General features: G+C 62.2%; 23 protein-coding genes and 3 pseudogenes. 7 read left to right on the plus strand and 19 right to left on the minus strand.

Going from position 1 to position 21,480, the window contains the following annotated elements:
- Positions 1-107 precede the first annotated feature (107 nt).
- The 7 genes and pseudogenes from NMQ03_RS09930 to NMQ03_RS09960 form a co-directional block, all read right to left on the minus strand.
- On the minus strand, positions 108-860 hold the full coding sequence (locus NMQ03_RS09930) for an SDR family oxidoreductase (protein WP_255175435.1): 753 nt from the start codon (positions 858-860) through the stop codon (positions 108-110).
- A 47-nt stretch (positions 861-907) separates the two neighbouring features.
- Entirely contained in the window at positions 908-1,903 is a 996-nt protein-coding gene (locus NMQ03_RS09935; RefSeq protein WP_255175436.1) for a zinc-binding dehydrogenase, read from the minus strand.
- 48 nt (positions 1,904-1,951) lie between these two features.
- Positions 1,952-2,509: an NAD(P)H-dependent oxidoreductase gene (locus NMQ03_RS09940; protein ID WP_255175437.1), complete on the minus strand. Its 558-nt coding sequence runs from the start codon at positions 2,507-2,509 to the stop codon at positions 1,952-1,954.
- A 90-nt stretch (positions 2,510-2,599) separates the two neighbouring features.
- A pseudogene (locus tag NMQ03_RS09945) lies at positions 2,600-3,432 on the minus strand (alpha/beta fold hydrolase).
- 149 nt (positions 3,433-3,581) lie between these two features.
- Positions 3,582-3,884 carry a tautomerase family protein gene (locus NMQ03_RS09950; RefSeq protein ID WP_255175438.1) on the minus strand — a complete coding sequence of 101 codons (303 nt, stop codon included), beginning with the start codon at positions 3,882-3,884 and terminating at the stop codon, positions 3,582-3,584.
- A 123-nt stretch (positions 3,885-4,007) separates the two neighbouring features.
- A complete protein-coding gene (locus tag NMQ03_RS09955; protein ID WP_255175439.1) occupies positions 4,008-4,991 on the minus strand; it encodes a GlxA family transcriptional regulator in 984 nt (327 codons plus the stop codon).
- Between the two features lie 111 nt (positions 4,992-5,102).
- Positions 5,103-5,729: an HD domain-containing protein gene (locus NMQ03_RS09960; RefSeq protein WP_255175440.1), complete on the minus strand. Its 627-nt coding sequence runs from the start codon at positions 5,727-5,729 to the stop codon at positions 5,103-5,105.
- Positions 5,730-6,212: 483 nt separating this feature from the next.
- Between NMQ03_RS09960 and NMQ03_RS21180 the strand changes: the two are divergent.
- Positions 6,213-6,734: pseudogene (locus tag NMQ03_RS21180) on the plus strand (hypothetical protein).
- Positions 6,735-6,790: 56 nt separating this feature from the next.
- On the opposite strand, the gene NMQ03_RS09965 reads toward NMQ03_RS21180, so the two are convergent.
- Together NMQ03_RS09965 and NMQ03_RS09970 are read right to left on the minus strand one after the other, a co-directional pair.
- Positions 6,791-7,141: a hypothetical protein gene (locus NMQ03_RS09965; RefSeq protein WP_255175441.1), complete on the minus strand. Its 351-nt coding sequence runs from the start codon at positions 7,139-7,141 to the stop codon at positions 6,791-6,793.
- A gap of 28 nt (positions 7,142-7,169) precedes the next feature.
- On the minus strand, positions 7,170-7,361 hold the full coding sequence (locus NMQ03_RS09970) for a hypothetical protein (RefSeq protein ID WP_255175442.1): 192 nt from the start codon (positions 7,359-7,361) through the stop codon (positions 7,170-7,172).
- A 411-nt stretch (positions 7,362-7,772) separates the two neighbouring features.
- Between NMQ03_RS09970 and NMQ03_RS09975 the strand changes: the two genes are divergently transcribed.
- Entirely contained in the window at positions 7,773-8,252 is a 480-nt protein-coding gene (locus tag NMQ03_RS09975) for a hypothetical protein (protein ID WP_255175443.1), read from the plus strand.
- A 207-nt stretch (positions 8,253-8,459) separates the two neighbouring features.
- Here the strand turns inward: NMQ03_RS09975 and NMQ03_RS21185 are convergent, their stop codons facing one another.
- Together NMQ03_RS21185 and NMQ03_RS09985 are read right to left on the minus strand one after the other, a co-directional pair.
- Positions 8,460-8,924 carry a DUF2382 domain-containing protein gene (locus tag NMQ03_RS21185; protein ID WP_324645101.1) on the minus strand — a complete coding sequence of 155 codons (465 nt, stop codon included), beginning with the start codon at positions 8,922-8,924 and terminating at the stop codon, positions 8,460-8,462.
- 62 nt (positions 8,925-8,986) lie between these two features.
- Positions 8,987-9,368, minus strand: a pseudogene (locus NMQ03_RS09985) (recombinase family protein); the annotation flags it as partial.
- 94 nt (positions 9,369-9,462) lie between these two features.
- Here NMQ03_RS09985 and NMQ03_RS09990 point away from each other — a divergent pair.
- Both NMQ03_RS09990 and NMQ03_RS09995 read left to right on the plus strand, forming a co-directional pair.
- On the plus strand, positions 9,463-10,104 hold the full coding sequence (locus NMQ03_RS09990; RefSeq protein WP_255175444.1) for a biotin transporter BioY: 642 nt from the start codon (positions 9,463-9,465) through the stop codon (positions 10,102-10,104).
- A gap of 19 nt (positions 10,105-10,123) precedes the next feature.
- Positions 10,124-10,435: a CHY zinc finger protein gene (locus NMQ03_RS09995; RefSeq protein ID WP_255175577.1), complete on the plus strand. Its 312-nt coding sequence runs from the start codon at positions 10,124-10,126 to the stop codon at positions 10,433-10,435.
- A 246-nt stretch (positions 10,436-10,681) separates the two neighbouring features.
- On the opposite strand, the gene NMQ03_RS10000 is transcribed toward NMQ03_RS09995, so the two are convergent.
- From NMQ03_RS10000 to NMQ03_RS10010, 3 genes are all read right to left on the minus strand, one after another.
- Complete coding sequence (locus tag NMQ03_RS10000; RefSeq protein ID WP_255175445.1) at positions 10,682-11,080, minus strand: nuclear transport factor 2 family protein; 399 nt, start codon at positions 11,078-11,080, stop codon at positions 10,682-10,684.
- Between the two features lie 388 nt (positions 11,081-11,468).
- Entirely contained in the window at positions 11,469-11,780 is a 312-nt protein-coding gene (locus NMQ03_RS10005) for a 4a-hydroxytetrahydrobiopterin dehydratase (RefSeq protein ID WP_255175446.1), read from the minus strand.
- A 1,618-nt stretch (positions 11,781-13,398) separates the two neighbouring features.
- Entirely contained in the window at positions 13,399-13,572 is a 174-nt protein-coding gene (locus NMQ03_RS10010) for a CsbD family protein (RefSeq protein ID WP_159633138.1), read from the minus strand.
- A gap of 56 nt (positions 13,573-13,628) precedes the next feature.
- On the opposite strand from NMQ03_RS10010, the gene NMQ03_RS10015 reads away from it, so the two are divergent.
- Positions 13,629-13,841, plus strand: coding sequence for a hypothetical protein (locus tag NMQ03_RS10015; protein ID WP_255175447.1), 213 nt, complete (start codon positions 13,629-13,631; stop codon positions 13,839-13,841).
- 80 nt (positions 13,842-13,921) lie between these two features.
- Here the strand turns inward: NMQ03_RS10015 and NMQ03_RS10020 are convergent, their stop codons facing one another.
- A complete protein-coding gene (locus NMQ03_RS10020; protein ID WP_255175448.1) occupies positions 13,922-14,245 on the minus strand; it encodes a hypothetical protein in 324 nt (107 codons plus the stop codon).
- 217 nt (positions 14,246-14,462) lie between these two features.
- On the opposite strand from NMQ03_RS10020, the gene NMQ03_RS10025 reads away from it, so the two are divergent.
- Entirely contained in the window at positions 14,463-15,251 is a 789-nt protein-coding gene (locus tag NMQ03_RS10025) for a helix-turn-helix transcriptional regulator (RefSeq protein WP_255175449.1), read from the plus strand.
- 23 nt (positions 15,252-15,274) lie between these two features.
- On the opposite strand, the gene NMQ03_RS10030 is transcribed toward NMQ03_RS10025, so the two are convergent.
- Both NMQ03_RS10030 and NMQ03_RS10035 read right to left on the minus strand, forming a co-directional pair.
- A complete protein-coding gene (locus NMQ03_RS10030; RefSeq protein ID WP_255175450.1) occupies positions 15,275-17,251 on the minus strand; it encodes an amino acid transporter in 1,977 nt (658 codons plus the stop codon).
- Between the two features lie 230 nt (positions 17,252-17,481).
- A complete protein-coding gene (locus NMQ03_RS10035; protein ID WP_255175451.1) occupies positions 17,482-17,697 on the minus strand; it encodes a hypothetical protein in 216 nt (71 codons plus the stop codon).
- Between the two features lie 454 nt (positions 17,698-18,151).
- On the opposite strand from NMQ03_RS10035, the gene NMQ03_RS10040 reads away from it, so the two are divergent.
- The gene (locus tag NMQ03_RS10040; protein ID WP_255175452.1) at positions 18,152-18,595 is read left to right on the plus strand and encodes a YdeI/OmpD-associated family protein; all 444 of its coding nucleotides are present in this window, start codon (positions 18,152-18,154) and stop codon (positions 18,593-18,595) included.
- Between the two features lie 157 nt (positions 18,596-18,752).
- Here the strand turns inward: NMQ03_RS10040 and fdhA are convergent, their stop codons facing one another.
- Positions 18,753-19,970, minus strand: a complete 1,218-nt coding sequence (gene fdhA / locus NMQ03_RS10045) for a formaldehyde dehydrogenase, glutathione-independent (protein ID WP_255175453.1) — start codon at positions 19,968-19,970, stop codon at positions 18,753-18,755.
- A 443-nt stretch (positions 19,971-20,413) separates the two neighbouring features.
- Positions 20,414-21,346, minus strand: a complete 933-nt coding sequence (locus NMQ03_RS10050; protein WP_255175454.1) for a LysR family transcriptional regulator — start codon at positions 21,344-21,346, stop codon at positions 20,414-20,416.
- Between the last annotated feature and the right edge of the window lie 134 nt (positions 21,347-21,480).

A 21,480-nucleotide genomic window follows, 5' to 3' on the forward strand; every position in this document is an offset into this window, starting at 1 on the left:
CGCGGATACTTCCTCCCCACGTGGCTCGTGGGCCTGGCCTAGAGGGGCCCACGAGCAGTCAACTCGAGTTATTCCTGTGTCAACCCCGAAACGTCGGGGGCTGGGGGCTACTGCTGAAGGGTCGGCCGGACGACGAGCTCATTGATGTCGACATTTGCTGGCTGCGCGACGGCAAAGGCGATAACGTCGGCCACAGCTGTAGCGGGAATCCCGAACTGTTCGGCTGCGGCGTGGGCAGCCGCCCGGACTTCGGGACTGCCGCCCCGGTCCGTTAGTTCAGTCAGCGTGAAGCCGGGCGAAACCACGGTTACGCGCACGTCGGTGTTCTCCTGGCGGAGCCCTTCGGAGAAGGCCCGGACGGCGTATTTTGTAGCGCAGTAGATTGCTGCGGTCGGGTCAACGCGCAGGCCAGCGACTGAGGCGACATTGATGATGTGACCTGCCCGCCGGGACCGCATGCCGGGTAAAGCACTTGCCACACCATGAAGTACGCCGCGCAGATTCACATCGATCATGGAGTTCCACTCTTCGATGCGCAGATCATGCACGGGGGACAACGGCATCACACCCGCGTTGTTCACGAGAACGTCGACTGGACCAAAGCGCTCTTCGGCGGCTTTCACGAAATCCTTGAAGTCGGCAAGGTCTGTTACGTCGAGCCGGCGGCACTCTGCCTGGCCTCCATTGCGCTGGATGTCAGCCACGAGGGTCCGCAGTGAATCCTCACGCCGCGCGCCGAGGAATACCCTGTGGCCCTGGGCCGCCAGCGCGCCAGCAGTGGCTGCCCCGATGCCACTGCTGGCACCTGTGACGATGATGTTCTTTTGGTTTTCATGGTTCATGTTTTGATACTCATTCACTTGAGGATGCGGGAAAGGACAGGTCTGCCTGGGAGTGCCGCACCTTGTCAGTACTTTCCAATGGTTTGATGGCTGCTTACAGCAAGAATGAGCCTGCCCGTGACGGTCCGTGATTCCATTTGTGCGTGTGCTTCGGCAGCTTCTTCCAACGGGAGCACGCTCACCGGGAGGGTCAGCTGACCGCTTGCGATGAGAGGCAGGACAGTTCGTCCGGCGGCTGCCCCGCGTTTGGGATTTTCGGAGAGCGCCAGCCCGGCGCTGAAGCCCAGGATGCCGATGTTGCTGCGCCAGATCCTGTTGGTGTCGACCATGGTGCCCCCGTCCTGTGCGGCGCTGCCGACGACAAGCATGCGTGCATGCTGTGCGATGACGTCCAGTGTGGTGAGGCGCTGCTCTCCTCCTACGGGGTCGATAACGAGATCGAACGCTTCGTCGTGGAGTGCGTCGGGAAATTCGTCGGAGACAATGACACGGTCCAGCCCGAGAGACATAGCAGCTTCAGCCTTGTCCCTGGTGCGGACGGTACCAACTACCCGGCTGGCTCCGAGCATGCGGGCGACGGCGGGAAACGCGGAGGCGAGGCCGCCAATGACGCCGTGGACCAGCACGCGGGATCCGGCACGGATGTTGCCCAGCTCGGTCAGTGCCATATAGGCGGTCGCGGCGTTGCCAAGTCCCGCGACGACCTGGACCGGATCAGCGCCGGATCCTTCGAGTGAGACGACCAGCGCGGCCGGGGCGGCTACGACTTCTGCGTATCCTCCGCTGTTCGGAAGGGTCACCGTTGCGACGTGCTCACCGATCGAGAGACCGGTAACCCCTTCCCCGAGGGCGCGGACCGTCCCGGTGACTTCGAGTCCCGGTACATAGCTGGGCTTGGGGACGTAGTCGAGGTCGGCGAATATTCCTCGGCGGATGATGGCATCGATGAGGCCCACGGCTGCGTACTGGACGTCAATCGTTATTTCCCCCGCGGCCGTCTCGGGAGTGGGAAGGTGGACTTCCTGGATGACTTCGGGGCCGCCGTAGGCCGTGCTCGACATGCTTTTCATTGTGGTTGTCCTATCGGTGTTGGTTCTCGCCGGCATTGCTTAGACGTGCTCTGGCACGGTGCGTAACGACAGCTGGTTCCTGTAGTCCTGCGCCAGGTCCTGCAGCTGTTCGTCCGTCAGGTCACGTACGCCGTGAAGGATGAAGGGGCTCAGCCATTGCATTCCGAGCCGGCGGGCTGTGGCCTGCAGGGGGATGAGGATGTCGTTGTAGTCCCACCCGTGGAAGCCTTCCGGGGAGTAAGCCTCCCCGGCGCCGCCGGTGCTGGTGGCGACCCGGAGTGTTTTGCCTGCAAGTGCTCCGGGTGCTCCGGTGCCGTAGGCCCAGCCGCGGACAAGCACCTCGTCGAGCCAGGTTTTGAGGAATGCTGGAGGGGCGTACCAGTGGGTTGGGTATTGCAGGACGATGTTCTCGGCCGCTTCCACCGCGGCCCGCTCGGCAGCGAGGTCGATGTGGCCGTCGGGGTAGAGGCGTCTCAGGTCGTGCACAGTAAGACCCGGTGCATCCTCGAGCGCGGTTGCCAGAGCCCTGTTGATACGGGAAGTGGAAAGGTCGGGATGGTCCAGAAGGACCAGAGTCTTGTGATGTACAGCTGTCATGGTCGTGGTTCCATTTCATTGGCGGGGAAGCCGCAGCAGGGTGTGGACAGCGGTCGGTTCCACACCCTCCTGTCGGGTGCCAGGGCTGGGTTACTTGTTCAGGAAGCGGAGCAGGATTTCGTTGATCTCGCCACTGTGCGTCCAGAGCATGCCGTGCGGGGCGCCTTCGATCTCCACGTACTCAGCGGAGGGAACACACTTGGTGAACTGTCGGCCTGTTGCGCCTATTGGGAGGATGGGTCCTCCGTTCCGTGGACAATCAGGGCCGGGACGGTGATCTTCCCGACGTCGGCACGGAAGTCCGTTAGCCACGAGTCGACGACAGCGAACGAGGCGTACCAGGAGGAGCGGGCCGCAACGTTCCATGCGCTGCGCAGGGCTTCCTCGCTGAGACGACTTCCAAGGAAGGTGTCGGTGTTGAAGAAATCCTCATAGAAACGGGCGAACCAGGCGTAGCGGTCTTCGGTGGCGGCGTTGCGGATGCCGTCGAACACTGAGGAAGGAACGCCGGTGGCGTTGTCCTCGGTTTGCAGGAGGAATGGTTCGAGGGAAGCAAGGAACGCTGCCTTGGCTATCCGTGCCTCGCCGTAAGTGCGGATGTACCGTCCCACTTCGCCGGTGCCCATCGAGAAGCCAACCAGGACGACCTTCTGCAGGTCCAAGGTTTCGAGGACGGTGTTGAGGTCTGCGGCGAAGGTGTCGTAGTCGTAGCCGGTGGTCGGTTTGCTTGACTTGCCGAAGCCCCGGCGGTCGTAGGTGATGACGCGGTAGCCGGCCTTCAGGAGGGCTGCGCTTTGTTTCTCCCATGACCCGCCATCCAGCGGGTAGCCATGGATCAGGACAACCGGCTGCCCCGTGCCGTGGTCCTCATAGTAAAGCTCGACGTCCGTGCTGTTTTCCATACCGACTTTGATGAAAGCCATAATTCTGTTTCTTTTCTTGAGGGGAGAACGAACGGTGGTTCTCCAGCTGTCTGCACATCGAATTGAGAGATGTGGCTGGTAAGGGCTGGCTGTCCGGTTCGACGAGGGCGCATTACCCAAGCAGATGCGTCACTGAACCTTCAGGCCGGTTACTTGTCCCGAACGGGTGCTTTTTCGGCCAGTTCGGTCCGGGTCAGCGGATGGCCATCGATGGACTCGTAGAGGCCCTTGGAACGTGCGAGGCCGTCCATCAGGCTGGCTGGTCCCCGGAAGGGAAGACCGCCGATGTGCCAACCGTCAGTGTGCAGTTCTTCGATGAGGACCCAGACGACCTCGCGGAAAGCTTCGGACCCTTCGAACTGCACCATTACGTCGGTCAGTGCTGCCGCCATACGGTGCTTTTCGTCTTCGGTGAATACCCCGTCGACGAGCTTGACGTTTACGAAGGGCATGGCCTTCTCCTTTTGTTGTGGGTGCTCCGGTTTGCCCCGGTACGTCAAGCATCGTTCCTGGAAGGAATCAGCGGACCCGCTGATTCCGTCAGGAAACCCACAATTAGCGTCAGGCTGTAGAAGTTACGTGGGGAGGTGTGCGGTGCCGTCGTGGCGCGGCGTGAGGCGCTCAAGATATAGGGAGGGACTCATTCCGACTTTTTGCGTGAAAACGCGCCTCAATGTCTCTGCACTTCCGAATCCGGTTGCGGCTGCCGTTGTGGCAACAGTAGCTCCGCGTTGGAGCATTGCCTGCGCGGCTTCGATGCGTACCTTTTCGACATACCGTGCTGGACTGGTCCGGGTTGCCTCTTGGAACCTGCGGGTAAGGCTGCTGGCGCTGAGATTTGTCATGGCGGCCATGGCGTCGATCGAGTAGTCGGCGGCTGGCTCAGCTGTGATGCGGTCCAGCAGTTCCCTTAGGACGTGGTCCCGGGAAGTGCTCGCACCGACGGCCACGGAGCGCTGTGATTGGCCGCCGGGCCGTTGGTTGAATATGACCATTTGCCGAACGACGGCGCGGGCTACGTCCGGACCATAGTCGTCCTCAACCATGAACAACGCCAGATCCACGCCGGAACTGATGCCAGCGGAAGTGATGATCGGATCATCCTGTACAAACAACGCATCGGGGACCACGTTAACCAGGGGAAATGACTTTCTGAACCGCTCGACCTGGGTCCAGTGCGTTGTCGCGTTCCGGTAGTTCAACAAACCCGCGTGCGCCAGGAGAAAAGCACCAGTGCAAACGGATGCAATCCTTTTGGCATCGTTCGTCAGTTGGGCAACGGCGTCGACCAGTTCCTGCTCGAAAGGCTTGGCCACCATGCCGTAGGCCCCAGGAACGAGCACTGTGTCCAGGGCACCTGCCCGCGCGGCGGTGGTTTCCACCATCAGATAGTGGCCGTTTGCAGCCCGTTTGGCTTGGCCGTCCGCTGAAACCATAACCGTCTTATAGTCGGCGCCAAAGGCATTGGCATGATGGAACACGTCAGCTGGCCCGGCGACGTCCATCATCGTGACGTTGTCGTGAACCAGGAACCCGATGGTTCTGCCACGTTCACTCACTTCTCACCGCAGTTCTCGCATCCGGCGCTGCACACGCCTACAAACACTCGTTTGGGCGCCTTTCCCATCATGAATGCTGAACCCATAAGTTCGCAACGGCTCGACCAGAAGCTAGAAAGCAGGATTAACCCCCTGGCCGCGGCTTGTGCCCAGGTGAGCCTGCAGCAGCCCACCGGGCCAGGAGGATGGAGGTGCCTTCTCCGGGTTGCGCAGTGCCTGGTCAACGACTCTCTGGCCCAGGCACTGCTCGATCATCAGCCGGGGATACGTCGCTTGGACCTCGGAACGGTGCTTATCCGCGCGAGGCAGCAGGGTGTCGTCCCCGAAGTCGGCCCGAACGCCAAGGCGGAGGTACCTTGCCACCGGTCCCCGGCGTTCAGCGATCTGAGGTGAGGTGTGTAGCGCAATCGCTTCCCAGACCGAGTCAACCCGGGTGGCTTCCCATCCGTGGGTGGTCAGGAACGCCGCGGCCGCGTCCGCGCCTTCGACTTCAAACCGCTGCGGGCCGTCATACTCATCAGCGGTCCCGGCATCGTGGAAGAGGGAAGCGATCCGCAGAGCTGCCACATCAACAGCGCAGCCCTCACCGACAGCGATGGCTCGGGCGTACTCGAACACCCGCGCGCTGTGGTTGAAGATGGGCGGCTGCAAGAGCTGAACCAAAAAATCCTCGGCAGCAGCAAGTACGGCGTCCTCGGTATCCGGGGGAGTGGACCCTCTTGTGCCTGAGTTCGTCATGTATCTTCCTTTTCGTTGCTGCGGGGTCGGCGTGTCACTCATCATCATGGACTACCCAAACCAAACAGTCTGAAGATCGTCGGACACTTCGCCTAGCGGGGTAATTCTTAGCGTAAAGGAGTCCTCGCCTTGCGCCGCCAAGGACCGCGGAGAGGCTCCGCCACCTGTCCAGGGCGAGCGTACATTGGGAAGGTGGCGCCAAATCAGGCTTTCAGCCAATACCTGCAGCCCCGTCGGGGGCTTGTTAGCCCGGAAGACGTTGGTCTCGGCTTTGGCCGGTGTCGGGTCCCGGATTTTCGGCGTGAAGAGGTCGCAGGACTGGCGGGAATCAGCGTCGATTATTGTGTGTGGCTCGAGCAGTGAAAAGACCACCACCCGTCACCGCAGATCCTCGATGCCCTTGCCCGGGCCCTTCGCCTGGATCCACCCTCGACCCTGCATCTACACCGCTTGGCGCACCCCGGCTTCGTGCAGGACCGCTTCATGAACGTCCCCGCTGCCAATCCATTGGCAGTCGCCCTGTCACCCAGGAACAAAGTGGGGACCAACGTGCTCCGAGACGCGTTTCTGGGCCCTGCCGAGCGGGAGCTTTACGAAGACTGAAAACAGGTCATCGCGGTGACCATCGCAGGCTTGTGGGCCTCGGTGGGTGAGCGGGTCAAGGACCCCGCGCTTGAGGCGCTGGTCTCTGACCTGTCAAAGAGCAGTCCCTACCTCCTGCCATTGTGGGGCCGCCACGATGTGCGCCCGAAAGTGGCAGGGAAACCTCTTCTGCACCATCCACTGGTGGGAGACATGGGGCTCTTCCACGAAAAACTCGCAGTTACCTGCACCGACGGGCACCTTCTGGTCGTTCATCCGGGACATCGCGGAGCTAACAGGCCTGGACCTGGACCAGCTCATCGCGGTCGACAGAATGCCCATCGCCCGGACGTTGGGGGCTGCGCCCGTGGGCTCCACCTGGCCGGAACTGGGAGTCTTCGGGGACCTCGATCTGGACTTTGACCTGAGGAGCCAGGGCAGCCCCCGACAGCGCAGGCGGAAGCGTGCAGTTGGGGTGTTCACAGCCACGGCGGCAGGGGCATGTCCAACCGGGTCAGGAGCCTGTTGAGCGTGTCTTCGACGAAGGTGTCCAGTGGTTCAGCGACGTCTTCTTCTGCCATTATTGCCCGCACTTCCTGCGGGGAGATGTCCTTGCCCAGGACCAAGGCGGCCCACCCCGAGAAGTTCTCGGATTCGTCAGCCAGGTCCACGGGGTCATGGTCGTTTGGGTCGTCGAAATAGTCACGGGGCTGGAAACCCAGAAAGAAGCGTCCGGTGGCTGAGCCTGAGGGCTGGTATTCGATGGTGGCAATGTCACTGTCGTAAACGGAGACCCGCAGTTCCCAGTCGTTGCCACCGTCGCTGTTCATCCATTGGCCTGACCTATAGGCGGATGATTCAAAGTTGCCCACTGGTTCCCCTTGTCACCGGAGTGGTCTTCTGGCTCTCCATTCGGCTGTTGACGCCCCGTCGCTGCCTGCCCTGCTGCCGCTCGGGGATGCGCTCATTCAACTGCTGCTCCTTGGCTGCATCCTCAAGGTTGCCACAATAAGTGCCGATGATGGACGAAATCCCTTCCGCCGCATCCAATGGTCTTCCTGGAGTGTCCCTAACGACACGCCCGGGGTTCCTCCCCGGACGAGCCAGGTCAAGGGGGACCTTTATGGGCACAATCCCTGTCGCAGCCGAGGAAGCACCAAGCGCGACAGCATCCAATAACCTGGTGCCTGTTCCAGCTCCACCATAGTCACGGCTGGAAAGCCCAAGCATCGTCCAACAGGCTTCGTTTTCCGCTTGTCGGCAACACCAAGTGCAGCAGGTGATCCGCGATCCCGCCGCCTTGCAAGTGCTCGGTCTTCCTGGGTTCCGTAGTCCTCGCTGACCGTGGCGGTGACTGTGCTGGTCTCCGTCCCGAGAACCCTGTCAAAAAGCCCCAAAGGCCCTTCCCAGGCTCTTCCGGTGGGCCTAGCCTGTCCCCACCACCATCCACAGGAGGCATCAATGCGGACAGCAAAACCACTGACGGAATCCGAGCAGGTTCATCGTCTTTCCGAGAACCTCATGACGCAGCTGGCCAAGGGCAGAGAATGGGCCACCCCTGGCGTCCAAGCAGCCCTCCAGAGAGCGGTAGCCGGACTCGATACCGGCATCGAATCTGCCTCCCCGCGGCTCCAGGCGCTGTTGCGGCGGTTGGCGGATGAACTAGCCGTCAGCGTGGAAACCATCACTCCCAGGGTCCATGAACAACTGAGGCGGGTCGGGCCACAAGCTGCTGCGCCGGTCCCGATCGAGACCAGGAAGTCCCCGTCCCGGATCTGGTGGTTGATCGCAGGATTCGCCGCCGCTGGAGCCGGGGCAGCCGTGTGGCGGTCCATGAAGGCTTCCAAGCCCGAATCATCACCATGGGTCAACACCGAGGAACTGAAAGCCAACCGCACTGATCCCAACGTCGATGCAGACCTGGCTTCCGGCCGGATGTAGAAGCATGTTCCGGGGGAGTAAGCAAAACGATCCGGGCGCTGTCACGGCACCCAGCCACCTAACAGCAGACCCGCAGCTTCACAGAATCATCAGCGATCCCAGGGGTCCTGACGCGGTTACCTCCAGCCTGTCCAATGAGGAACTGGCGCAGGTGCTGGATGCTCTTTACCGAAGCCTTGATACTCCTGCGCCTGAGCCGGGGACTGTCTATTGGTACGAAGCGTGCCTTGAGGAGAGTCTGCGCAGGCATGGGCGGGAACGGACGCGATCGGATGAGGAGTCATCGCGCACATGAAACGCCCCCGGAAGGAGAAGTTCACTTCCGGGGGCACTGTTCACACTGCCAGGGCAGGCGGGTAAGCCTGCTTTAGGCTGTTGGCGTCGGTCGTCGTCGATGCCGTTTGTGTCGATGTGTTCCTTGCGGACTTCTTCGCTGACGGTTTCCTCGTCGCGGACCACGTCCTTGTCCGGCCGAACGCGCTCGACGGGGACGGTTTCTCCTTTGAAAACGGGAAAGGCGCGCCCCGTTCGCTGAGCACGCCCTTCACTCGAGTGACGCGATTCCCTACCGTGTACAAGCCACGGCTGAACGGCGCTAACGGAGATTCTGTCAACCTGCCGATTCGGGGAACTGACAGAAAACTCCTGCCAGACGGGCACACACGCTCTCATGGCATCGCTAAAACTGCGAAATCCCGCTAAGGCCCCTGATCAATGATTCTGACCTGCGCAGGCTACGTGGCCCTGGCTTGACGAAGGTACTTATTGATCGTTTCACGGCTGATGCCGTAGTCGCGGCCCAGGACGGCCCGGAACAGGGTTCTCAGCGCGATTCATGAGTTCGGCTGCCCGTTCGGGGGTCAGGGCCATCTTCCGCCAATTCTGGGCTCCCTGCTGCTTCGACTGGCCAATCTTTCTCGCTGCCGTTCCCTGATCAGGGAACGTTCGAACTGGGCGAAGGTGCCCATGACGGAGAGCAGGTTGGCCACGGGGGAGTCCTCGCCGGCGAAGACCAGGCTTTCCTTCACGAACTCGGCCCGTACACCTCTGGGCGTGAGGCCTTGGAACGAGAGCTCTGCAGGGCAGGTCGCTGGTTTGTGGCAATTGATCCATAGATCGTCGGCGCAGTCGTGGCTTCGCTACAAAATGACCGTCGAGAGGGCTCTGTAGCCTTCTTCGGAGGACCCGACCACCATTCACAGGAGGAACCATGAGCCACCAGACGACCTCGACGTCGGCACCGCGCCGCCCCGCCGAGAACAACCCCCGCACGCCGCGTCCATTGTGGGATGCGCAGTCGCTGGCGCTTATCTCCGTGTTCGCAGCGTTGATCGCGGCCTCGGCGATCATCCCCGGCATTCCCGTGGGCGGCTTCGGGGTGCCGATCACGCTGCAGACCCTCGCCATCATGGTGACGGGCCTCGTCCTTGGCGGATCACGTGCCGCCGCAGCGGTAGCGCTCTACCTGCTCCTTGCGTTCGCCGGGCTGCCGATCTTCTCGGGCGGCCGGGCTGGCCTGGCCGTCCTCGCCGGCGGATCCGCCGGATACATCGTGGGGTTCCTCCTCGCCGCCCTGCTCGTTGGCATAGCCGCCGAGCAAATCATCCGGCGCCTCCCCGCCAAACGGCGCGGCCTTTGGCTCTTCCTCGCCGCGGTCGTGGTCACCGTGGTCGCATCGCACCTGCTCGGCGTACTCGGCATGATGGTCATCCTCAAGCTGTCATGGCAGGCTGCCTTCGCCAGTGACCTCATCTTCTACCCGGGCGACATCCTGAAGGACGCACTGGCATCCGCTGCCGCGGTAGCCGTCCACAGGGCCTTCCCCGACATCCTCGTGCGCCGAGTGAAGTAAGCGAGGCCTGAGCATGGCTATGAGGATCTTCGGGAAGACCGTAGACGACCAAACCCGCTGCATTCACTATCACACTGACGTAGATGTGATAGCCATAAAGTTCAAGTGCTGTCTTCGGTACTATCCCTGCCATCTCTGTCACGAGGAGGAGGCAGACCACCCGACCCAAACATGGCCAAGGAACGAGTGGGCAGAGCCAGCAGTGCTGTGCGGTGTATGCAAAGGCGAGATGTCCATAAACGCTTATCTGGCGACCACATCGTGCCCCAACTGTGCCGCTCGACTGAACGAGCGGTGTGCCGCCCACAGGCATTTTTACTTCCAGAGCTGAACGGAACCGCTTTCAGCAGCTCTACGGGACGGCGTCCACGAGTCGCTAATCCCCTTCTGCTCGTTCTGATTAATAGCCGATAATGAAGATTTTGTCAGCCAAAGCTGGGGGAGAGGCCCGCTCGCGGGGCGCGCTTTTTGAAGAGTTAGCTAGCGCGGCTTGTTTGCGTCGCATTTGCCGTTCGGCCCTCCTGGAATAGCGTGCGACGCACAACGCGGAAACCTTTGGACTGCATCCTCGTCGTTGTCAGGAAGTGACTGTATCGCCGTGGCGGTGGGCTACCTTCCAATGGCCGTCCTCGCGCCGGTAGATCTGGGTTGCCCGGAGGGTGTAGCTCCGCGGCTCGCCGTCTACGGAGGCGGAGGTGTGCTCCAGGCCGGCGGTGTAGGCAATGTCCCCGACCACGTCGTACGCCATCAGCTCGAAGCGGTAGGAAGTGCAGTTGGAGAACTGTCTGGCGAGACCGGTGAACAGGTCATCGAGCTCCTGCCGACCCAGCGCGTTGCGCCAGGCGCCAAGGACGCTCACGGGCTCATTGCGGGACCAAATGGCTCGGCGTGGTCCGGCGTCGCCGTTGTGGAGCGCCAATTCCGCCTCGTAAAGGGTCGACCGTACCCAGGCCAGAAAGTCATCGGAGTCAGCCATGTCTCAGTATGCTCCCGGCCACGGGCGACGGGAAGAGACGGACAGATTGAGGATCGATAGTTACTGTCGCCATTGCCTGGCGCTAGCTTAGCGGCACCGAACAGGGCCCGTATGCGGAATCAATCGTTCAGGACCGGCCACTGGCCTGCCGCCCGTGAAGATCCCGCAGGTATTCGCCAGGCTCACAGCACGTCCGAGACTAGTGACAGCGTAGGAAATCGACGCAGACAGAAAGACCCGCCAAAACCAGCCCGCAGGACCCTCAGCGGGCAGTTGAAACCAGCTCTTTCCGGGTTCCTTCCCCATCAATTTGAATGCCGGTAATGGCGAGTCCGTAAAGGTTGCTTAGCGCCTCGACGATCCTTCACCCCTGCTCGACGGCGGGGACTCACTCCGTGGCGGCGACCCCGAGGTCCGCGGCGTGGCCGCTGATAGTGCGGGCCAGGTCGATGTCGCGGCTGGTAATCCCGCCGACGTCGTGGCTCGAGAGCGTGACGCCGACCTCGGGGTAGGTAAGCGTGAGGTCAGGGTGGTGGTTGGCCTCCTCGGCGGAGGCGCCGATGCGGTTCACGAGCTCCAGCCCGGTGGAGAACTTCCGGGTCCTGAAGGTGGCGGCGAGGGCCTCGCCGGTCACGCGCCACCCCGTGAGCCCGGCCTCGGCGAGCTCGGCGGCGGACAGCTTCCGTTGGGGATCAGTCATAGTGCCATCATGACTCCGGAGGGCCGCCGTGGGCTACCCCGGGAGGCGCCACGCCTCCCCGGGTGATGGCCGGCGGGCCACTGCGGGTAAGACTCCGCACTGGGCGGGGATAACACTGTCGCACCCTGGGTGGGGGAACGGGCCAGTCACGATGCCAGGCGCGTCCTTCTCTGGGCCCCCAGACCCTATGCAAAGGGGGCCTAGAGCGTACTTTCCGTCAATTAGCCGTTGAGAGCTGGTCTGGTAGCGGTGCCGTCGGGGTGGAATTGTTGACCGGCTACCGTTTTCGGAGCTACGGGGTGGTGGTGACGGGCTAATGAATTCGCCCAGAAGACGACCATCTGAGTTCGAGAGTTTGGCGCCTGGGAGGGTGTGGACAATGTCCGCACTTTTCGTATCGGAGTGCCTCGTACCGCCGTCGAACTGACCCGGATTTTGTAGGCTTTCAGGAGTTCCGCATATGTTTTAAGGTCGGGAATGTAGTTCGAGTCCCACCTCGGGCAGAGTGTTTCCGCAAGCCAGCGGCTATGCACCTGGTCAGTCACGCTCCATATGAATGGTGACTTCATAGGAATCTGGGCCTTCCGGAGATGCATCGATACAAAGTGATTCCCGGCTTACTCCAGCAGTCGCGGTCCTGACGCACCCCACAGACCGTTCCAGGGCGGGGCCTCCCTTTCCGGACGTCATCCCGAACCTGCTTGCCGCACTTTCAATGCTGACCTTATGAGTCACGGACCATCGTGCGTTCAGCCGCAAACAGGATGTGTCAATGGAGAGACATCCGGGATCCACCTTGGGGTCGAAGCGGAAGACCTCCACCCAATCATGCTCCGGTACGTTGTCCGCGCGGGCCCTCATGGCACTCGCCTTTTCTTCCTGGGAGCCGCCACCACCATTAATCTCCTGGGCCAGTGCCGAGCATCCCGCGAAGACAAGAATGCACAGTAGGGCTACTGACAGCCCGACTCCGCCGAGGATCCATCCAAGCCAGCTATTCTTAGGCGGCGGAGGCCCCGGCCAGCCTGGCTGAGGGTATCCGTACGGCTGGTGCTGATACTGGACCTGGGGAGAATGGCGCGGCTGAGGGGGATGGGCTGGCTGCTGCTGGTCTGAATTCACTTCAGCACCCCAGTGAGGACCGGCCGCGGCCGCCGGAAGAGGAAGCCAGCCTTGTGGGAGGCGGCCGTGCTCCCGTGCGGTCCAGATGTCTGCTGGAGGTCCGGTGATGAATCCGGGTGGCCTGAAGACTACTCATCGTCTTGGCTTGAGGGACGGGGTGTTAGGTCCGCGCTGCCGCCGCATCATCAGCTTTTTGGGCTTCCGCACCCCCAGCGCCATGGTAAGCCCGGGTCCGCGACCGCCGTCGGGCCTTCGCCAAGGACACCAGCAGGATCACCACGGTACCCATCCAGGCAAATCCGGTGAGGAACACCAGACCGATCGACACTAAGGGGTGCATATCCAGAGCATAGGACCACGCGGCTGGGACATCCGGGTGAAACTCCGCACCATCGGCGCCGGGATCTGCACGGGCAGGCGCGGGCGGTTGCCGTCCTGGCAATGGACACAGAAAAGGCGCGCCCCGTTCGCTGAGCGCGCCTTTCCCTTGATCCGGTCAGTGCTTGAAAGCATCCTTGACCTTTTCGCCGGCCTGCTTCAAGTCACCCTTGGCCTGGTCTGCCTGGCCTTCGGCCCGCAGGCTCTCATCGCCGCTGGCTGCGCCGGCAGCTTCCTTGGCCTTGCCGCCCGCCTTCTCGGCAGCGTTATCAATCTTGTCACCCAGTCCCATGGTCTTACCTCCTGTGGTGTGGCAGCCGTTCGCATTCGGCTGCATCCATAGTAAGCATGCTTAGGTTCCCCATTTCAAGTGTTGTCACTGCCTGCGGCCAAGGCACCCACACCTGGATCACCACCGCCCAGCTCTCCGCCTACGTGCGGGCCGAGGTGCGCCATCCCATGGCCGACGGCACGGCGAGCAACGGGACCAATATGGGAACGACGCTGCTGCTGGGTCCAACGGCAGCATTGACCAACCCGATCTTCCTCGGCGCCAAATAGGGGTCGATAGGCGGAAAAGGCCCTAGGGCCGGGTCCTGCGAGGGACCGGCCCCAGAACCTTCTTCAGCTGTTGGGCTCCCTTATTGCTGCGCCGGGAGTGGGGCCCTGAGGGTGTCGGTATTGGAGGTTAGATAATTGTGTACCTCATGGAAAGTCAGTTTCGGGGGTGCCGCAAAGCCCAGTTCCATGCTGAGAGGTCCGATCTTCTCCTGGGCGAAGGCGTCGAACTGCTCACGGCTTTCCCAGACATCGGTGACTTGGAATCCTTTATCCGTAGCCGTGGCCCAGTGGGATATCGAACCTGCGGGACCGGCGCCGCCGGGCGTCAAGCCCATTTTCTTGTTGATCTCGTCATATTGTTCAAGCGTCGACCCGTCGAACTCCATGATGATTGCGACTGCCATGATCTTCTCCTTCTTGGGTCGGGTCCGTTTTTTGCAGACGCGCGGGTGGATGGCCTGCCACGTCCGGCAAGGCGAATATAGAACCCCTTGCATGGGGCTTATATACGCAATTCTGCGCATCGCGGGTGCGGACCAAATGGGGTAGCCCCCTACAACTGGCAAACCCTTGAATGTGCTGAATTCCGGCCCCTAGCCTTGAAAAACGAACCATTCGTTTATGGTGGGCAGAACAATGGATGCTGTTGGTGACCTTGCTTACGAACTCGTCCGGCTGCCGGACCGCGGGACCTATCTGAAAGCGGCCAGCGAGCTCCTGTCGAAGCTTTTCCCCTGCGATGGGCTGGCATGGAATGAGCTGGATATGCAGCAGGTCCGAGCGGAGGTCTACGCCCGCCCCGGGAACCACCCGTTCGGTGATCTTGCCCGGAAACTGCTTGAAATCCGAAACGACCATCCGCTCGTCACAAGCGACGTAGGCGATTCCATGGCCGGCGTGTGGCGCCCGCGGCGCCTCAGCGACATTGTTTCCGACCGGGAGTTCTACGAATCGAGGCTTTATCGTGAAGGCTTCCGGGAGATGCGGATTAACCGACAATTGTCGCTACGGACGGCACAGGCGGGCCCCGGAATATTGCACAGTTGGGTCATGAACCGCTGGAATCATGATTTCAGCGACAGGGAAATGGACCTTGCCAGGGAAATCCAGCCTGTGCTGTGCCTCCTCGACACGGCCTATTCACAGCCGCCAACTGCAACGAACAATCCGTGGCGTGCCGACGAGTTCGGTCTGACGGACCGCGAGGCAGAGATCCTTGCGCTTGTGGCGCAAGGCCTGAAAAGCACAGCTGTCGGCCACCTGCTGGGAATCAGCCCGCGGACTGTGTCCAAACACCTGGAACATTCCTACTCGAAGCTCCGGTGCACCAACCGCGTGGACGCCGTCAGGCTGTTTACAGCGGCCCCCAGCAAGGCCCCGGGTACCGGTAACTTCAGCGTCCCGGCGTGAGCCGCGCATCCCCGTTGCGCCGGTCAACCCACATGAATGCCGGGCCTGGCCGCCTTGTCAGGTTCCGTCTCGCGGAGGATTTCCCGCACCAGCGGAGGCGTATCGCCCTGGCCAAGGAACAGGTAGCGCATGAGGTGGTTGACCGGGCTGCCCTCAGACCATTCGAAGTAGCACTGCGGCATGACCCCGGTCGAGTCCCGGAGGGCCAGCAGGACTGCTGCGATGGCGTTCGGCACGGCGGGGGACTGCACGCGGAGGACCCGGTAGCCGTCAACCTCGATGCCCTCGACCCGGAGCGTGTGGCTGAATTCCGAGGGGTCGGATATCTCAACTTCCAGGAAGATGACGTCGGCGGGGCCGGGGACGGGGTTCAGCCCGCGCTGCTCGAACTCCTTCTCGGCGTATTCCGTCCCGTCCCCGGTCTGGCGTTTGTTCGCGATGATGTGGAGTTCCCGGTCGTACGCGATGGAATCGGTAATGAACTGGCGTGCGGGTTGGTCGAATTCGATGGTGTCGACCCGCAGTTCGGTGGTCCGGGTAACGCGGGAGACCAGGGAGACAGCGATGATGCCGCCGATGAAGAACGCGGAGATAAGGAGGCCGTCCGGCTTTTCGATGACGTTATCGGCCAAGGCGTAAAGCAGGATCAGGGTCAGTACGGTGAAGCCCACGGCGCTGGCCCGGCTGCGACGCCGGATGGCCGAGACGGTGACGGCGACCGCCCCCGAGACCATCATGGCCAGGATCCCTGTGGCGTAGGCACCGGCTTGGGCGTTCACGTCCGCCTTGAAGGCGATCGTGATGCCGATGCTCACCACGGTGTAGACCAGCACAACAGGCCTGACGGCGCGGCCCCACTCGGGCGCCATGCCATAGGCGGGCAGGTAGCGGGGCACGATGTTGATGAGCCCGGCCATTGCAGACGCGCCGGCGAACCAGAGGATCAAGGCGCTGGAGATGTCATAGACGGTGCCGAATCCGGCGCCGAAGAGTTCGTGGGCCAGGAATGCCAAGGCCCGTCCGTTGGCTTGGCCGCCGTCCTGGAACTCGCTGGGCGGGATCATGACGGTGGTCAGGAAGCTGGTGGACATGAGGTAGACGCTCATGATCAGTGCAGCGGTGGTGAGCAGCTTGCGGGTATTCCTGACCCGTGAAGCCATGACGTCGTCCGGCGTGCTTCCGGAGGACTTGATCAGCGGCATCATGGAAACCCCGGTTTCGAACCCTGACAGGCCCAGGACCAGCAACGGGAAGGCGATGATGGCCGGGCTGACCAGCCCCATCGGGCCGCCGCCACTGGAGAGCAGCCGGTCTGTCCAGCTTACCACCAGGGACGGGTCGGCCGCGAGGTGAATGAATCCGGCCACCACGACGGCGGCGTTAAGCAGCAGGTAGATGGCAACCAGCGGGATGGCGACCCCGACGGCTTCATTGAATCCCAGCAGGAACACTCCGCCCAAAATCAGCAGCAGGACCACCGTGATGATTACTGCTCCGCCTTTGAGGGCTTCGGGGATCAAGGGGTTTTCCAGCAGGTGGACTGAGGCGTCGGCGCCCGAGAGCGTGATGGTAATGATCCACGAGGTTGCCACGAAGCCCAGGAGCAGCAGGACGAAGAACTTGCCGCGCCAGAATGGCAGTAGTTTCTCCAGCATGGCCACCGATCCTTGACCATGGGGGCTTTCCTGGGCGACCCTGCGGTACATGGGCAGCATACCCAGCAGTGTCAGGGCCACGATCAGCAAAGTGGCCAGCGGCGACAGCGCCCCAGCGGCCAGGGCTGCAATGCCGGGCAGGTAGGACAGTGTGGAGAAGTAGTCGACGCCGGTCAGGCACATGACCTTCCACCAGGCGTTGGGCTTGTGGTCCTCCTTGGCCTCCGGGCCGCTGGGAGCCACCTGGTTGGCGAGCAGCCAGCGCACCAGAGGATTGCGGTCCGGGCCAGGTGCCTGCTTGAGGTCAACATGCGCGGGGACGACGTGGTCAGAGGGGGTTGTCATCGGGTCTTTCCCTTGGGATCTGGAACCACGGGCCCGAAGCGGAGCCCATGGAGCCGGGCAGGACTGGTTCGGATCGCCGGACCTAAGCTGCTCTTACCCGGCGGTCAGGAGTTCCAGACACTATAGAGTGGCATGTTGTTTTGGGGCTGGCGGAGTGCAGTGCCGGAAACCAGGCTCGGCTCCACGGGCAAGCTGCTTGGTTGGCAGAAGAGTCTTCAGTGCGGTGCACCCTAGCGATGGCATTCCAAGAGCCACGCCGAATCCACCTGGGCTTCCGGGAGGTGCCACAGTCTCCTGACCAGGATGGCGAACGGCAACAGCTGGAGCATCCCGCCTGCGAGAAGCAGGGCAACGAGCAGGAGGATGTCCGGAAGGTAGAGGAGGAAGACGCCGGCGATTGCGGCGAAATATCCGGCGATGAACCCGAGGGTCGTCCTGGTATCCATGATTGCTCCCAAGAACTGGTCACCCGCACTGGGTGATGGACAGTGTTCTGTTGGCGGCCCGGCTCTGTGCAGTACGGAACCGCACTCGCTGGGCGATGCTGCCCGTGGTGGATGACTTCACCGGCGGACTTTTCTGAGCCTCAACCTGCGTCTCGGTCCAGGGCTTTGGCCTGTGACGGAACGGACCCGGCGCCATGGCCTGTGGTGCCGGGGAGCGGTGGCGGCAGGGGGAGGTGGCGCGGAAGCCACGAGTGATGAACTTCTCCTGCGGCGGCGCAACTTCAGGAGGACGAAGACAGTCCCGCCAACCCACATGAAGGCGGCGCCGAGAATCAGAAAGACGGCCTCAACTGTGTTCACGGCTGTTACTTCGGGGAACTTCGGATTGCACCAGCGCCAGCGTGAGCGGGGGCTGAAGATCAATGCTGGTCTTGGGAAGGTGCATACTTTGGAGATGAAATTTACCACTACCCTTCGAGGGAGCGGCAACAAGGTGGGCATCGAGGTTCCCGAGGACGTCGTTCGGGCGCTTGATGCCGGAAAGCGGCCGCCCGTGGTCGTGACTCTCAACGGAAAGAGTTACCGCAGTACCGTCGCGGTGATGGGCGGGCTCAACATGATCGGGCTCAGCGCCGCCAACCGGGAGCTTACCGGTACGTCGGCCGGGGAAGTCGTGGAGGTGGACCTGGAGTTGGACACCCAGCCGCGGAGCGTCGACGTTCCGGCAGACCTTGCCGCCGCCTTGGATTCCGACCCCGAAGCGAAAGCTTTCTACCAAACGCTGAGCTACAGCAGCCAGCGCCGCTACGTGGAACCGATTGCAGTGTCTAAGACCGCAGAGACGCGGTCACGCCGGATCGCAAAGGTTGTAAGTGACCTGAAGGCCCGCAGAAAGTAGGACCATTAGGGCCGTCGCGGTTTAAATGCAGTGAAACGAACTTTCAGTGCTGGCGGGTTCTTAGTGAGGATGTTGCTGAGGGGCGGGTGCCGGAGGCCGCAGGACAACTGCGCAGTGGGCGAAGTGCCCCGGACCTCCGGCTTCCCTTTGCTTCCTACTAAGCCTTCACATAGCCGTTGGGGTTCAGCACGAACTTTGTCGCCGCTCCGGCGTCAAATTCGGCATAGCCGCGGGGGGCATCTTCGAGCGGGATGGCCTTGGCGTTGACGGCCTTTGCAATCTGGACCTTGTCATGGAGGATGGCCATCATCAGTTGACGGTTGTACTTCATCACCGGGCACTGGCCCGTAGTGAAGGACAAGGACTTCGCCCAGCCGGTGCCCAAGGACAGTGAGAGGGAGCCGTGCTTGGCTGCTTCATCAATTCCACCGGGATCCCCGGTCACGTAAAGGCCGGGAATGCCAAGGGCGCCGCCGGCGGCCGTGATGTCCATAAGGGAATTCAGGACGGTGGCAGGCGCCTCGTGGGAGGCATCCTTTCCGTGGCCGCGGGCTTCGAAGCCGACGGCGTCCACGCCACAGTCCACCTCGGGAACCCCCAGGATCTGTTCAATCTGTTCCTTCGGGTCGCCCTTCGTCACGTTGACGGTTTCGCAGCCGAACGACCTCGCCTGCGCCAGGCGGTCTTCATTCATGTCGCCCACAATCACGACGGCGGCGCCAAGGAGCTGCGCGCCTACGGCCGCAGCAAGGCCCACCGGTCCGGCGCCTGCCACGTAAACGGTGGAGCCAACACCGACGCCGGCGGTCACGGCCCCGTGGAAGCCGGTGGGGAAGATGTCCGAGAGCATGGTCAGGTCCAGGATCTTTTCCAGGGCCTGGTCCCGGTCCGGGAAGCGCAGCAGGTTCCAGTCGGCGTAGGGGACCAGTACATACTCGGCCTGTCCGCCCACCCAGCCTCCCATGTCGACGTAGCCGTAGGCGCTGCCCGGGCGGTCCGGGTTGACGTTCAGGCAGATGCCGGTCTTTCGTTCCTTGCAATTTCGGCAGCGGCCGCAGGAGATATTGAACGGCACGGAGACAATGTCGCCCACTTTGATGAATTCGACGTCGGGCCCCACCTCCACCACTTCGCCAGTGATTTCGTGGCCAAGGACCAGGTTCTGCGGAGCGGTGGTGCGCCCCCGGACCATGTGCTGGTCCGAGCCGCAGATGTTGGTGGTCACCGTGCGGAGGATCGCGCCATGGGGTACCTTGCGGCCAACGTTCGCCGGGTTTACGCCCGGGCCGTCCTTGAGTTCGAACGTCGGATAGTCCGTGTCGATGATTTCGACGACGCCGGGTTCCTTGTAGGCAACTGCTCTGTTTCCTGACATGGTCACTTCCTTATCGGTAGGTGTTGCGGGGCGTGTGGAGAAGCCGGGATATCCGGTCATGGACGTTGGACTCCATGCCGGGCGGGTCTGGGATGGAGCAAAGTGCTGTCCCGGGGATGGCCGCGGGTAGTAGGGGAAGGCGCGGAGGGGGTGTGCAATTACCAACCCCCTCAACGATATATTCGGGCTACGTCGACTGATATACCAGGCTGGTGTCAGCGTATACGGGGTATTACTGCAGGTCAACAGGGTTTGGGTACTTGCTGCGGCGTCCTTCACCAGCCGGAGCGCGCGACCCCCGGGTCATGAGGGGCGGTGTTCGTTCTGTGTTTCAGGCAGCGCCGGATGGCAGGCATGCCCTGAGCGTCAAAGTTCACCCAACTCCTCAGGCGGGGACTGCCTGCCCCACGCTGCGTCGGGTCTTTCCGTTCAGCATTGCGGCTTCACAGGTCGTCTTCCGGGCGGGCGGCGAGGATCCGCTTGGCGTTGGTCTGCAGGATGCTGAGTGACTCCTGGATCAGGGGGGATCCGATACTCCCTCGGCGCGCGACAGCCACGATCCGCCGGACGGGCCGCCCTTTGCCGGTTATGCGCAGCCGGACCACGTTCTCTGCGCTATGGAGAGGCGCCAGTCGTGGCAGCAGGCCCACGCCCAGCCCCGCACCCACGAAAGCGATCTGGGTCTCCCACTCCACAGCCTCGTGGGCAATCCGCGGGGTCACTCCAACTGCGGTGAACGCGGCCGTGAAAAGGGCGTGGTAAGTGGAACCGGCGGCTTCGGTGATCCAGGGTTCCGAGGCCAATTCTTCAAGCGTCACAGTTTCCCGCGATGAGAACGGATGGTCGGACGGAATGATCACGTCAAGGGGATCGTCGAGCAGAACGGTCTGCTCGAAGCGCAAATCATCGTCGCTGTAGGTGTTGGACTGCATGGCGACTATGACCGCAAGATCGATCCGCTCGGCCACCAGCAAATCGAAGCAGCGGGCCGGGTTGGCTTCGAGTACCTGTACCTCCAACTGGGGGCGCGTGGAGCGGAGGGTGGCGGCCAGAGGGGCGAGCAACTGCGCGGCAGCTGTGGAAAATCCACCGAGGCCGAAACGGGACTGTACTTGGTCGCCGGCTTCCATTGCCGCCGCGCGCAGGCTCTCCCAATCCGCGATGAGGGTGTCCGAACCCGCCACGATGAAGCGGCCTGTGGCGGTCAGCCGGACACCCCGGCCGTCCTTCGTCAGCAGCTGCAAACCGAGCACGCGCTGGAGCTCACGCAGTTGGGCTGAGACTGCGGAAGGAGAGTAGCCCGTAAGCTCCGCGGTTCCGCTGACAGTGCCGCATCTGGCGAATACGCGAAGCGTTATAAGCCGTGGATCAATCATGCATCCATTGTGCACGGTTATCCGCTGATTCTTGCGCTTTTGTTGCAGACCCGGCAGCCCTAATGTGACTACAACGACTTTTGGCGACGGGCTGCGGAAACGCAACCCTTGTCTACGCAAACCAGCACACTCAC

The organism is Arthrobacter sp. DNA4 (assembly GCF_024362385.1).
GTDB lineage: Bacteria > Actinomycetota > Actinomycetes > Actinomycetales > Micrococcaceae > Arthrobacter.

Coding starts and splice junctions, on each gene's coding strand:
- NMQ03_RS09935 (WP_255175436.1), bottom strand. CDS start 1,903: ATGTCGAGCACGGCCTACGGCGGCCCCGAAGTCATCCAGGAAGTCCAC.
- NMQ03_RS09940 (WP_255175437.1), bottom strand. CDS start 2,509: ATGACAGCTGTACATCACAAGACTCTGGTCCTTCTGGACCATCCCGAC.
- NMQ03_RS09950 (WP_255175438.1), bottom strand. CDS start 3,884: ATGCCCTTCGTAAACGTCAAGCTCGTCGACGGGGTATTCACCGAAGAC.
- NMQ03_RS09960 (WP_255175440.1), bottom strand. CDS start 5,729: ATGACGAACTCAGGCACAAGAGGGTCCACTCCCCCGGATACCGAGGAC.
- NMQ03_RS09965 (WP_255175441.1), bottom strand. CDS start 7,141: ATGAACAGCGACGGTGGCAACGACTGGGAACTGCGGGTCTCCGTTTAC.
- NMQ03_RS09975 (WP_255175443.1), top strand. CDS start 7,773: ATGCGGACAGCAAAACCACTGACGGAATCCGAGCAGGTTCATCGTCTT.
- NMQ03_RS21185 (WP_324645101.1), bottom strand. CDS start 8,924: ATGAGAGCGTGTGTGCCCGTCTGGCAGGAGTTTTCTGTCAGTTCCCCG.
- NMQ03_RS09990 (WP_255175444.1), top strand. CDS start 9,463: ATGAGCCACCAGACGACCTCGACGTCGGCACCGCGCCGCCCCGCCGAG.
- NMQ03_RS09995 (WP_255175577.1), top strand. CDS start 10,124: ATGAGGATCTTCGGGAAGACCGTAGACGACCAAACCCGCTGCATTCAC.
- NMQ03_RS10000 (WP_255175445.1), bottom strand. CDS start 11,080: ATGGCTGACTCCGATGACTTTCTGGCCTGGGTACGGTCGACCCTTTAC.
- NMQ03_RS10005 (WP_255175446.1), bottom strand. CDS start 11,780: ATGACTGATCCCCAACGGAAGCTGTCCGCCGCCGAGCTCGCCGAGGCC.
- NMQ03_RS10010 (WP_159633138.1), bottom strand. CDS start 13,572: ATGGGACTGGGTGACAAGATTGATAACGCTGCCGAGAAGGCGGGCGGC.
- NMQ03_RS10015 (WP_255175447.1), top strand. CDS start 13,629: ATGCTTAGGTTCCCCATTTCAAGTGTTGTCACTGCCTGCGGCCAAGGC.
- NMQ03_RS10020 (WP_255175448.1), bottom strand. CDS start 14,245: ATGGCAGTCGCAATCATCATGGAGTTCGACGGGTCGACGCTTGAACAA.
- NMQ03_RS10025 (WP_255175449.1), top strand. CDS start 14,463: ATGGTGGGCAGAACAATGGATGCTGTTGGTGACCTTGCTTACGAACTC.
- NMQ03_RS10030 (WP_255175450.1), bottom strand. CDS start 17,251: ATGACAACCCCCTCTGACCACGTCGTCCCCGCGCATGTTGACCTCAAG.
- NMQ03_RS10035 (WP_255175451.1), bottom strand. CDS start 17,697: ATGGATACCAGGACGACCCTCGGGTTCATCGCCGGATATTTCGCCGCA.
- NMQ03_RS10040 (WP_255175452.1), top strand. CDS start 18,152: ATGAAATTTACCACTACCCTTCGAGGGAGCGGCAACAAGGTGGGCATC.
- fdhA (WP_255175453.1), bottom strand. CDS start 19,970: ATGTCAGGAAACAGAGCAGTTGCCTACAAGGAACCCGGCGTCGTCGAA.
- NMQ03_RS10050 (WP_255175454.1), bottom strand. CDS start 21,346: ATGATTGATCCACGGCTTATAACGCTTCGCGTATTCGCCAGATGCGGC.